The sequence below is a fragment of the Lentilactobacillus sp. SPB1-3 genome (assembly GCF_026913205.2).
GTDB classification, from domain to species: Bacteria; Bacillota; Bacilli; order Lactobacillales; family Lactobacillaceae; genus Lentilactobacillus; species Lentilactobacillus terminaliae.
The window spans coordinates 1,919,995-1,932,998 of the sequence record NZ_CP168151.1 but is presented as its reverse complement, the minus strand read 5'-3'; the positions used below and the strand labels follow the sequence as shown (position 1 = coordinate 1,932,998).

The following is a 13,004-nucleotide window of genomic DNA, read 5'->3' as shown; positions in this document are numbered from 1 at the left end:
ATTCTTGATAAGATATTACCTGTTGCTGATTGAGAGCGAACGACATATACCAATTTGAAAATAAATTAGTTGTTGACTTTATTTTCTGAATGTTATATACTTATCTTCGTTGCTTAATCGTAACACACAACTGAATTTTAAGTTATCACATCGGAATTTATTTCTGAATAGAGCTTCTAATTCACGATGTAGACCTTTGAAAACTGAACAAAATTTTCGACAAACAAATGTGTAGGGTTCTTTGATCGTTAGATCAAAGACAAACAATTTGCGAAGTCAATTCGCTAGTAACAAAAAATAATCATGAGCTTACAAGCTTATCATTTTAAAATGAGAGTTTGATCCTGGCTCAGGACGAACGCTGGCGGCGTGCCTAATACATGCAAGTCGAACGCGTCTACGTTAATGAAATCAAGGTGCTTGCACGGCGATGGATTTAACATTAGACGAGTGGCGAACTGGTGAGTAACACGTGGGTAACCTGCCCTCAAGCAGGGGATAACACTTGGAAACAGGTGCTAATACCGTATAACAACAAAAACCGCATGGTTTTTGTTTGAAAGATGGTTTCGGCTATCACTTGAGGATGGACCCGCGGCGTATTAGCTAGTTGGTGAGGTAATGGCTCACCAAGGCAATGATACGTAGCCGACCTGAGAGGGTAATCGGCCACATTGGGACTGAGACACGGCCCAAACTCCTACGGGAGGCAGCAGTAGGGAATCTTCCACAATGGACGAAAGTCTGATGGAGCAACGCCGCGTGAGTGAAGAAGGGTTTCGGCTCGTAAAACTCTGTTGTTAAAGAAGAACAGGTGTAAGAGTAACTGTTTACACCGTGACGGTATTTAACCAGAAAGCCACGGCTAACTACGTGCCAGCAGCCGCGGTAATACGTAGGTGGCAAGCGTTGTCCGGATTTATTGGGCGTAAAGCGAGCGCAGGCGGTCTTTTAAGTCTGATGTGAAAGCCTTCGGCTTAACCGGAGAAGTGCATCGGAAACTGGGAGACTTGAGTGCAGAAGAGGACAGTGGAACTCCATGTGTAGCGGTGAAATGCGTAGATATATGGAAGAACACCAGTGGCGAAGGCGGCTGTCTGGTCTGTAACTGACGCTGAGGCTCGAAAGCATGGGTAGCGAACAGGATTAGATACCCTGGTAGTCCATGCCGTAAACGATGAGTGCTAAGTGTTGGAGGGTTTCCGCCCTTCAGTGCTGCAGCTAACGCATTAAGCACTCCGCCTGGGGAGTACGACCGCAAGGTTGAAACTCAAAGGAATTGACGGGGGCCCGCACAAGCGGTGGAGCATGTGGTTTAATTCGATGCTACGCGAAGAACCTTACCAGGTCTTGACATCTTCTGCTAACCCAAGAGATTGGGCGTTCCCTTCGGGGACGGAATGACAGGTGGTGCATGGTTGTCGTCAGCTCGTGTCGTGAGATGTTGGGTTAAGTCCCGCAACGAGCGCAACCCTTATTGTTAGTTGCCAGCATTTAGTTGGGCACTCTAGCAAGACTGCCGGTGACAAACCGGAGGAAGGTGGGGACGACGTCAAATCATCATGCCCCTTATGACCTGGGCTACACACGTGCTACAATGGACGGTACAACGAGTCGCGAAACCGCGAGGTCAAGCTAATCTCTTAAAGCCGTTCTCAGTTCGGATTGCAGGCTGCAACTCGCCTGCATGAAGTTGGAATCGCTAGTAATCGTGGATCAGCATGCCACGGTGAATACGTTCCCGGGCCTTGTACACACCGCCCGTCACACCATGAGAGTTTGTAACACCCAAAGTCGGTGAGGTAACCTTTTGGAGCCAGCCGCCTAAGGTGGGACAGATGATTAGGGTGAAGTCGTAACAAGGTAGCCGTAGGAGAACCTGCGGCTGGATCACCTCCTTTCTAAGGAATAATACGGAAACCTACACATCGTCGAAAGTTTTGTTTAGTTTTGAGAGGTCTACTCTCAAATTTTGTTCTTTGAAAACTAGATAATATTAATTTTCTGTAGTGAATTATATTTAGAATATAATTTCAACCGAGAACACCGCGTATTGAGTCAATAAAATTAACGAATAAGTTTAATCGCATAAACTCAATTAATCAGTATCACGAAGTGATACTAGGTTAAGTTATTAAGGGCGCATGGTGAATGCCTTGGCACTAGGAGCCGATGAAGGACGGGACTAACACCGATATGCTTCGGGGAGCTGTACGTAAGCTTTGATCCGGAGATTTCCGAATGGGGAAACCCAGCAGTTTTAATCGACTGTTACTGGTCAGTGAATACATAGCTGATCAGAGGTAGACGTGGGGAACTGAAACATCTAATTACCCACAGGAAGAGAAAGAAAAATCGATTCCCTAAGTAGCGGCGAGCGAACGGGGAACAGCCCAAACCAAAGAGCTTGCTCTTTGGGGTTGTAGGACTGAACATTTGAGTTACCAAAGTTGTTGATAATCGAACAATCTGGGAAGATTGGCGAAACAGGGTGATAGCCCCGTAGATGAAATCAATGACCCTCAGTTCAGGATCCTGAGTACGGCGACACACGTGAAACGTCGTCGGAATCCGGGAGGACCATCTCCCAAGGCTAAATACTCCCTAGTGACCGATAGTGAACCAGTACCGTGAGGGAAAGGTGAAAAGCACCCCGGAAGGGGAGTGAAATAGTTCCTGAAACCATGTGCCTACAAGCAGTTAGAGCCCGTTAATGGGTGATAGCGTGCCTTTTGTAGAATGAACCGGCGAGTTACGGTAACATGCAAGGTTAAGGTGAAAAGCCGGAGCCGCAGCGAAAGCGAGTCTGAAATGGGCGTTTAAGTATGTTGCTGTAGACCCGAAACCAGGTGATCTACCCATGTCCAGGCTGAAGGTGAGGTAAAACTTACTGGAGGGCCGAACCCGTGTACGTTGAAAAGTGCTGGGATGAGGTGTGGGTAGCGGTGAAATTCCAAACGAACTTGGAGATAGCTGGTTCTCTCCGAAATAGCTTTAGGGCTAGCCTCGGACTTAGAATCATGGAGGTAGAGCACTGTTTGGACGAGGGGCCCGTCATGGGTTACTGAGTTCAGATAAACTCCGAATACCATTGATTTATATCCGGGAGTCAGACGGTGAGTGATAAGATCCATCGTCGAAAGGGGAACAGCCCAGACCACCAGTTAAGGTCCCTAAATGTATGCTAAGTGGAAAAGGATGTGGAGTTGCATAGACAACTAGGATGTTGGCTTAGAAGCAGCCACTCATTTAAAGAGTGCGTAATAGCTCACTAGTCGAGTGATTCCGCGCCGAAAATTTACCGGGGCTAAGCATACTACCGAGACTGTGGACATGACCATTCGGTCATGTGATAGGAGAGCGTTCTAAGGGCAATGAAGTCAGACCGTAAGGACTGGTGGAGCGCTTAGAAGTGAGAATGCCGGTATGAGTAGCGAAAGATCAGTGAGAATCTGATCCACCGAATGACTAAGGTTTCCTGGGGAAGGCTCGTCCTCCCAGGGTTAGTCGGGACCTAAGCCGAGGCCGAGAGGCGTAGGCGATGGATAACAGGTTGAGATTCCTGTACTAGTTGATTATGTTTGAGCGATGGAGGGACGCAGGAGGCTAAGTTGTGCGCACGATTGGAAATGTGCGTTCAAGCTATGAGTCAGTTGAGGAGTCAAATGCTTCTCAGCAGGTTGACAAGTAGTGATGAGGACCGAAATTTAAGTAGGGAAGCAACTGACGTCACACTGCCGAGAAAAGCTTCTAGTGAGTAATCAACTACCCGTACCGCAAACCGACACAGGTAGTCGAGGAGAGAATCCTAAGGTGAGCGAGTGAACTCTCGTTAAGGAACTCGGCAAAATGACCCCGTAACTTCGGGAGAAGGGGTGCTGACCGCAAGGTCAGCCGCAGTGAAAAGGCCCAGGCGACTGTTTATCAAAAACACAGGTTTCTGCAAAATCGTAAGATGACGTATAGGGGCTGACGCCTGCCCGGTGCTGGAAGGTTAAGTGGATGAGTTAGCTTCGGCGAAGCCCAGAAATGAAGCCCCAGTAAACGGCGGCCGTAACTATAACGGTCCTAAGGTAGCGAAATTCCTTGTCGGGTAAGTTCCGACCCGCACGAAAGGCGTAACGATCTGGGCACTGTCTCAACGAGAGACTCGGTGAAATTAAGATACCTGTGAAGAAGCAGGTTACCCGCGACAGGACGGAAAGACCCCATGGAGCTTTACTGTAGCTTGATATTGGGTGTTGACACAGCTTGTACAGGATAGGTAGGAGCCGATGAAGTCGGAACGCTAGTTTCGACAGAGGCGTTGGTGGGATACTACCCTCGCTGTGTGAACACTCTAACCCGCGCCACTTAGCGTGGCGGGAGACAGTGTCAGGTGGGCAGTTTGACTGGGGCGGTCGCCTCCCAAACAGTAACGGAGGCGCCCAAAGGTTCCCTCAGAATGGTTGGAAATCATTCATAGAGTGTAAAGGCAGAAGGGAGCTTGACTGCGAGACAGACAGGTCGAGCAGGGACGAAAGTCGGGCTTAGTGATCCGGTGGTACCGTATGGAAGGGCCATCGCTCAACGGATAAAAGCTACCCTGGGGATAACAGGCTTATCTCCCCCAAGAGTCCACATCGACGGGGAGGTTTGGCACCTCGATGTCGGCTCATCGCATCCTGGGGCTGTAGTCGGTCCCAAGGGTTGGGCTGTTCGCCCATTAAAGCGGTACGCGAGCTGGGTTCAGAACGTCGTGAGACAGTTCGGTCCCTATCCGTCGCGGGCGTAGGAAATTTGAGAGGAGCTGTCCTTAGTACGAGAGGACCGGGATGGACATACCGCTGGTGTACCAGTTGTGCCGCCAGGCGCATCGCTGGGTAGCTATGTATGGATGAGATAAACGCTGAAAGCATCTAAGTGTGAAACTCGCCTCAAGATGAGATTTCCCATTCCTATATGGAAGTAAGACCCCTCAGAGATGATGAGGTAGATAGGTTGGAAGTGGAAGTGCAGTGATGTACGGAGCGGACCAATACTAATCGGTCGAGGACTTAACCAAAAAATGGTGGTAAGTACCGGTACAGAAAATTAATATTAGCTAGTTTTGAGAGAACAAAGTTCTCTAAGTAACATAGTGTGGTGGCGATAGCCTGAAGGATACACCTGTTCCCATGCCGAACACAGAAGTTAAGCTTCAGCACGCCGAGAGTAGTTGGGGGATCGCCCCCTGCAAGGGTAGGGCGTTGCCACGCAAATTAAAACCGTCGATAGTTAATTCTATCGGCGGTTTTTTGTTGATTATTTTTGCACTGATTCAAATTACTAACAAATGATTTTGATGATACAAGACTGTCATTTGAAATGGATTTGCATTAAATCATATTATTTGTAATCAATTTATGTGGTGATGATCTTAAAATTAACTTTTTATCTTTTCATTTTGTTAAATGTTTATTGAGGAATGAATAAAATGATTGCTAATTTGATTGATAATCATTTAAAATGACCTTATTGATTACTAAGAATATATAAATTGATAGTGTTTGGACAGCTTAGATTCGGATTGCTAATCCAAATAAATGTTTTTTGAAATTAATTTTTAAAAATCCTTGACCGATTTAATTATTCTTGATAAGATATTACCTGTTGCTGATTGAGAGCGAACGACATATACCAATTTGAAAATAAATTAGTTGTTGACTTTATTTTCTGAATGTTATATACTTATCTTCGTTGCTTAATCGTAACACACAACTGAATTTTAAGTTATCACATCGGAATTTATTTCTGAATAGAGCTTCTAATTCACGATGTAGACCTTTGAAAACTGAACAAAATTTTCGACAAACAAATGTGTAGGGTTCTTTGATCGTTAGATCAAAGACAAACAATTTGCGAAGTCAATTCGCTAGTAACAAAAAATAATCATGAGCTTACAAGCTTATCATTTTAAAATGAGAGTTTGATCCTGGCTCAGGACGAACGCTGGCGGCGTGCCTAATACATGCAAGTCGAACGCGTCTACGTTAATGAAATCAAGGTGCTTGCACGGCGATGGATTTAACATTAGACGAGTGGCGAACTGGTGAGTAACACGTGGGTAACCTGCCCTCAAGCAGGGGATAACACTTGGAAACAGGTGCTAATACCGTATAACAACAAAAACCGCATGGTTTTTGTTTGAAAGATGGTTTCGGCTATCACTTGAGGATGGACCCGCGGCGTATTAGCTAGTTGGTGAGGTAATGGCTCACCAAGGCAATGATACGTAGCCGACCTGAGAGGGTAATCGGCCACATTGGGACTGAGACACGGCCCAAACTCCTACGGGAGGCAGCAGTAGGGAATCTTCCACAATGGACGAAAGTCTGATGGAGCAACGCCGCGTGAGTGAAGAAGGGTTTCGGCTCGTAAAACTCTGTTGTTAAAGAAGAACAGGTGTAAGAGTAACTGTTTACACCGTGACGGTATTTAACCAGAAAGCCACGGCTAACTACGTGCCAGCAGCCGCGGTAATACGTAGGTGGCAAGCGTTGTCCGGATTTATTGGGCGTAAAGCGAGCGCAGGCGGTCTTTTAAGTCTGATGTGAAAGCCTTCGGCTTAACCGGAGAAGTGCATCGGAAACTGGGAGACTTGAGTGCAGAAGAGGACAGTGGAACTCCATGTGTAGCGGTGAAATGCGTAGATATATGGAAGAACACCAGTGGCGAAGGCGGCTGTCTGGTCTGTAACTGACGCTGAGGCTCGAAAGCATGGGTAGCGAACAGGATTAGATACCCTGGTAGTCCATGCCGTAAACGATGAGTGCTAAGTGTTGGAGGGTTTCCGCCCTTCAGTGCTGCAGCTAACGCATTAAGCACTCCGCCTGGGGAGTACGACCGCAAGGTTGAAACTCAAAGGAATTGACGGGGGCCCGCACAAGCGGTGGAGCATGTGGTTTAATTCGATGCTACGCGAAGAACCTTACCAGGTCTTGACATCTTCTGCTAACCCAAGAGATTGGGCGTTCCCTTCGGGGACGGAATGACAGGTGGTGCATGGTTGTCGTCAGCTCGTGTCGTGAGATGTTGGGTTAAGTCCCGCAACGAGCGCAACCCTTATTGTTAGTTGCCAGCATTTAGTTGGGCACTCTAGCAAGACTGCCGGTGACAAACCGGAGGAAGGTGGGGACGACGTCAAATCATCATGCCCCTTATGACCTGGGCTACACACGTGCTACAATGGACGGTACAACGAGTCGCGAAACCGCGAGGTCAAGCTAATCTCTTAAAGCCGTTCTCAGTTCGGATTGCAGGCTGCAACTCGCCTGCATGAAGTTGGAATCGCTAGTAATCGTGGATCAGCATGCCACGGTGAATACGTTCCCGGGCCTTGTACACACCGCCCGTCACACCATGAGAGTTTGTAACACCCAAAGTCGGTGAGGTAACCTTTTGGAGCCAGCCGCCTAAGGTGGGACAGATGATTAGGGTGAAGTCGTAACAAGGTAGCCGTAGGAGAACCTGCGGCTGGATCACCTCCTTTCTAAGGAATAATACGGAAACCTACACATCGTCGAAAGTTTTGTTTAGTTTTGAGAGGTCTACTCTCAAATTTTGTTCTTTGAAAACTAGATAATATTAATTTTCTGTAGTGAATTATATTTAGAATATAATTTCAACCGAGAACACCGCGTATTGAGTCAATAAAATTAACGAATAAGTTTAATCGCATAAACTCAATTAATCAGTATCACGAAGTGATACTAGGTTAAGTTATTAAGGGCGCATGGTGAATGCCTTGGCACTAGGAGCCGATGAAGGACGGGACTAACACCGATATGCTTCGGGGAGCTGTACGTAAGCTTTGATCCGGAGATTTCCGAATGGGGAAACCCAGCAGTTTTAATCGACTGTTACTGGTCAGTGAATACATAGCTGATCAGAGGTAGACGTGGGGAACTGAAACATCTAATTACCCACAGGAAGAGAAAGAAAAATCGATTCCCTAAGTAGCGGCGAGCGAACGGGGAACAGCCCAAACCAAAGAGCTTGCTCTTTGGGGTTGTAGGACTGAACATTTGAGTTACCAAAGTTGTTGATAATCGAACAATCTGGGAAGATTGGCGAAACAGGGTGATAGCCCCGTAGATGAAATCAATGACCCTCAGTTCAGGATCCTGAGTACGGCGACACACGTGAAACGTCGTCGGAATCCGGGAGGACCATCTCCCAAGGCTAAATACTCCCTAGTGACCGATAGTGAACCAGTACCGTGAGGGAAAGGTGAAAAGCACCCCGGAAGGGGAGTGAAATAGTTCCTGAAACCATGTGCCTACAAGCAGTTAGAGCCCGTTAATGGGTGATAGCGTGCCTTTTGTAGAATGAACCGGCGAGTTACGGTAACATGCAAGGTTAAGGTGAAAAGCCGGAGCCGCAGCGAAAGCGAGTCTGAAATGGGCGTTTAAGTATGTTGCTGTAGACCCGAAACCAGGTGATCTACCCATGTCCAGGCTGAAGGTGAGGTAAAACTTACTGGAGGGCCGAACCCGTGTACGTTGAAAAGTGCTGGGATGAGGTGTGGGTAGCGGTGAAATTCCAAACGAACTTGGAGATAGCTGGTTCTCTCCGAAATAGCTTTAGGGCTAGCCTCGGACTTAGAATCATGGAGGTAGAGCACTGTTTGGACGAGGGGCCCGTCATGGGTTACTGAGTTCAGATAAACTCCGAATACCATTGATTTATATCCGGGAGTCAGACGGTGAGTGATAAGATCCATCGTCGAAAGGGGAACAGCCCAGACCACCAGTTAAGGTCCCTAAATGTATGCTAAGTGGAAAAGGATGTGGAGTTGCATAGACAACTAGGATGTTGGCTTAGAAGCAGCCACTCATTTAAAGAGTGCGTAATAGCTCACTAGTCGAGTGATTCCGCGCCGAAAATTTACCGGGGCTAAGCATACTACCGAGACTGTGGACATGACCATTCGGTCATGTGATAGGAGAGCGTTCTAAGGGCAATGAAGTCAGACCGTAAGGACTGGTGGAGCGCTTAGAAGTGAGAATGCCGGTATGAGTAGCGAAAGATCAGTGAGAATCTGATCCACCGAATGACTAAGGTTTCCTGGGGAAGGCTCGTCCTCCCAGGGTTAGTCGGGACCTAAGCCGAGGCCGAGAGGCGTAGGCGATGGATAACAGGTTGAGATTCCTGTACTAGTTGATTATGTTTGAGCGATGGAGGGACGCAGGAGGCTAAGTTGTGCGCACGATTGGAAATGTGCGTTCAAGCTATGAGTCAGTTGAGGAGTCAAATGCTTCTCAGCAGGTTGACAAGTAGTGATGAGGACCGAAATTTAAGTAGGGAAGCAACTGACGTCACACTGCCGAGAAAAGCTTCTAGTGAGTAATCAACTACCCGTACCGCAAACCGACACAGGTAGTCGAGGAGAGAATCCTAAGGTGAGCGAGTGAACTCTCGTTAAGGAACTCGGCAAAATGACCCCGTAACTTCGGGAGAAGGGGTGCTGACCGCAAGGTCAGCCGCAGTGAAAAGGCCCAGGCGACTGTTTATCAAAAACACAGGTTTCTGCAAAATCGTAAGATGACGTATAGGGGCTGACGCCTGCCCGGTGCTGGAAGGTTAAGTGGATGAGTTAGCTTCGGCGAAGCCCAGAAATGAAGCCCCAGTAAACGGCGGCCGTAACTATAACGGTCCTAAGGTAGCGAAATTCCTTGTCGGGTAAGTTCCGACCCGCACGAAAGGCGTAACGATCTGGGCACTGTCTCAACGAGAGACTCGGTGAAATTAAGATACCTGTGAAGAAGCAGGTTACCCGCGACAGGACGGAAAGACCCCATGGAGCTTTACTGTAGCTTGATATTGGGTGTTGACACAGCTTGTACAGGATAGGTAGGAGCCGATGAAGTCGGAACGCTAGTTTCGACAGAGGCGTTGGTGGGATACTACCCTCGCTGTGTGAACACTCTAACCCGCGCCACTTAGCGTGGCGGGAGACAGTGTCAGGTGGGCAGTTTGACTGGGGCGGTCGCCTCCCAAACAGTAACGGAGGCGCCCAAAGGTTCCCTCAGAATGGTTGGAAATCATTCATAGAGTGTAAAGGCAGAAGGGAGCTTGACTGCGAGACAGACAGGTCGAGCAGGGACGAAAGTCGGGCTTAGTGATCCGGTGGTACCGTATGGAAGGGCCATCGCTCAACGGATAAAAGCTACCCTGGGGATAACAGGCTTATCTCCCCCAAGAGTCCACATCGACGGGGAGGTTTGGCACCTCGATGTCGGCTCATCGCATCCTGGGGCTGTAGTCGGTCCCAAGGGTTGGGCTGTTCGCCCATTAAAGCGGTACGCGAGCTGGGTTCAGAACGTCGTGAGACAGTTCGGTCCCTATCCGTCGCGGGCGTAGGAAATTTGAGAGGAGCTGTCCTTAGTACGAGAGGACCGGGATGGACATACCGCTGGTGTACCAGTTGTGCCGCCAGGCGCATCGCTGGGTAGCTATGTATGGATGAGATAAACGCTGAAAGCATCTAAGTGTGAAACTCGCCTCAAGATGAGATTTCCCATTCCTATATGGAAGTAAGACCCCTCAGAGATGATGAGGTAGATAGGTTGGAAGTGGAAGTGCAGTGATGTACGGAGCGGACCAATACTAATCGGTCGAGGACTTAACCAAAAAATGGTGGTAAGTACCGGTACAGAAAATTAATATTAGCTAGTTTTGAGAGAACAAAGTTCTCTAAGTAACATAGTGTGGTGGCGATAGCCTGAAGGATACACCTGTTCCCATGCCGAACACAGAAGTTAAGCTTCAGCACGCCGAGAGTAGTTGGGGGATCGCCCCCTGCAAGGGTAGGACGTTGCCACGCAAATTGGAGGAGCCTCCGATAGTTGATTTTACTATCGGAGGCTCTTGTTATATATTGATATATATAGAATTTTTTACTAGGTGGGGGAAAGATGAAAAAGTATAAAAGTTATCGACCATCATTAGGGTGGCAAATAATGATTGGTCTGATTTTAGGAATTGTCTTAGGTGTTGTCTTTTATGGTAACAAAGTTGCAATTACAACCATGCAAAATATTGGGACAATGTTTATTAGCCTGATTCAAATGATAGTATTGCCAATTGTTGTAACTTGTTTAACTGTTGGAATAGCAAGCATTGGGGATATTAAGAAACTTGGCCGTGTTGGGTTAAAGACTTTAATCTATTTTGAATTAATGACCACAATAGCAATTGCATTAGGGATGATAGTTGCTAACATATTACATCCTGGAACAATGATTGATATTCATTCATTACATAGTTCTGATATTAGCCAGTATATGGCTACCGCTAAGTCTGCAAAGCATACAGGCATCTGGCAGACATTAATGGGAATTATCCCAACCAATATTTTTAGTTCCTTAGCTAGTGGTGATATGATGCCTGTAATATTCTTCTCAGTTTTCTTTGGTTTGGGTATTGCTGCTATTGGTGAGAAAGGTAAGATACTTATCGATGTTTTACAAGCTGCCTCCGAAGTGATGTTTAAAGTTACAAATTGGGTAATGCATTTTGCACCAATTGGTGTTTGTGCATTAATCGGTGTTGCTTTAGCTGAGATGGGAATATCTGCCTTGGTTCCACTAGGGTATTTTGTATTGATTACATACGCAACAATGATTTTCTTTGTAATCGTAGTTATGGGAATAGTCGCAAAAATATTTGGTTTCAGTATCTTTAACCTATTAACAGTGATTAAAGACGAAATAGTTTTGGCGTTCTCAACCGCTAGTTCAGAAGCAGTTTTACCAAAAATGATCGAAAAAATGGATAACTTCGGAACTAATCAAGGAATCGTATCCTTTGTTATTCCAACGGGGTATACATTTAACTTGGATGGTTCAGCAATCTATCAATCCATTGCTGCTTTATTCCTTGCTCAGGCATACCACATTCATCTTTCTCTTGGGCAACAAATCACTTTATTGGTTGTTTTGATGGTGACTTCAAAAGGTATGGCTGGGGTTCCAGGGGCTTCCTTTGTGGTTCTACTAGCTACTATCTCAACAATAGGGGTTCCTGTAACAGGGTTAACATTTATCGCAGGAATCGATCGAATAGTCGACATGGGACGAACGGCTGTTAATGTTGTGGGTAACTCATTAGCAACCATGGTTATTGGCAAGTCTGAAAATGAATTTGATCAAAAACGTTCTGATGAATATTTAGCTACATTTAAACAAAAATAATTACAAAAAAACACCAACGATAATTAACGTTGGTGTTTTTATAATTTTATTTAGATAAATGGCAGTCTATTTACAACAATTAGGCTTCCACATAATTGCTGGAGGTAGGTCCCTCAAGATTACCGGAATTATCTTGTAATAAACATTGGCAATATATACGATTAATTAATTTCTCCCCAACTAGTTTCCTAGAAGGTGAAGCGTTTTTCGAAAGAATCGACTGATATCGTTGCGTCAACAACGTTGATAATCAAGACCACCGAGAAATTGACATAATCGAAATTCCCTAAAATTGTAGTTAACATGCTTAGTAACCGAATACGAGAGTTTTTCTGTGAAATACTTGGCGTAAAACCAAAAAGCAGAAAATAATAAACTTTAGTCAGTTAACTACAATTATTCATTTTGCGTGGGAAAATCGATTATCACAATTTCTACTAGTTTAACTAGTGAGTCATGACGACCAATTTTCCCATAGTAGACTGGTGTTTAGATGACGCTCCAGGATCAATAATTTCAGTTGTCATGAATCTCACCTCCAAATTAATTAGTCGTTGTCTTGATTGATAATAAAAACGTCCAGCTATTTTGATTAGCTGGACGTTAAAAGAACATTGTCAGCCAATCGTTGAGTTTTAGCACTATACAGCGTAGTTAAAAAATTAACAGCTACGTTAGTTCAAGCCTTATTTTGACTTGAACAGCTGACTCATTGGCGTCTTTCGACGTTTCTGAGCAGTAGCATTTTCTGTATAGGAGCCTCACCTAACAGCCGTATTCAATTATCAA

Annotated in this window: 1 protein-coding gene, 6 rRNA genes and 1 riboswitch; all 7 genes read left to right on the top strand. The window is 46.0% G+C overall.

From position 1 onward, the window contains the following. Window positions 1-326 precede the first annotated feature (326 nt). The 7 genes from O0236_RS10095 (at window position 327) to O0236_RS10065 (ending at window position 12,215) form a co-directional block, all read left to right on the top strand. Window positions 327-1,901: ribosomal RNA gene (locus O0236_RS10095) — 16S ribosomal RNA — on the top strand. Window positions 1,902-2,124: 223 nt separating this feature from the next. Next, window positions 2,125-5,044 (top strand): 23S ribosomal RNA (locus O0236_RS10090). Between the two features lie 76 nt (window positions 5,045-5,120). Next, window positions 5,121-5,237: ribosomal RNA gene (gene rrf, locus O0236_RS10085) — 5S ribosomal RNA — on the top strand. Between the two features lie 698 nt (window positions 5,238-5,935). Beyond that, window positions 5,936-7,510 (top strand): 16S ribosomal RNA (locus O0236_RS10080). Between the two features lie 223 nt (window positions 7,511-7,733). Continuing rightward, window positions 7,734-10,653, top strand: a 23S ribosomal RNA gene (locus O0236_RS10075). A 76-nt stretch (window positions 10,654-10,729) separates the two neighbouring features. Further along, window positions 10,730-10,846 (top strand): 5S ribosomal RNA (rrf, locus tag O0236_RS10070). Together the 16S, 23S and 5S rRNA genes form the textbook arrangement of a ribosomal RNA operon. A gap of 91 nt (window positions 10,847-10,937) precedes the next feature. Beyond that, the gene (locus O0236_RS10065; RefSeq protein ID WP_268913493.1) at window positions 10,938-12,215 is read left to right on the top strand and encodes a cation:dicarboxylate symporter family transporter; all 1,278 of its coding nucleotides are present in this window, start codon (window positions 10,938-10,940) and stop codon (window positions 12,213-12,215) included. Between the two features lie 613 nt (window positions 12,216-12,828). Beyond that, window positions 12,829-12,995: riboswitch (M-box (ykoK) riboswitch) on the bottom strand. Window positions 12,996-13,004 lie beyond the last annotated feature (9 nt).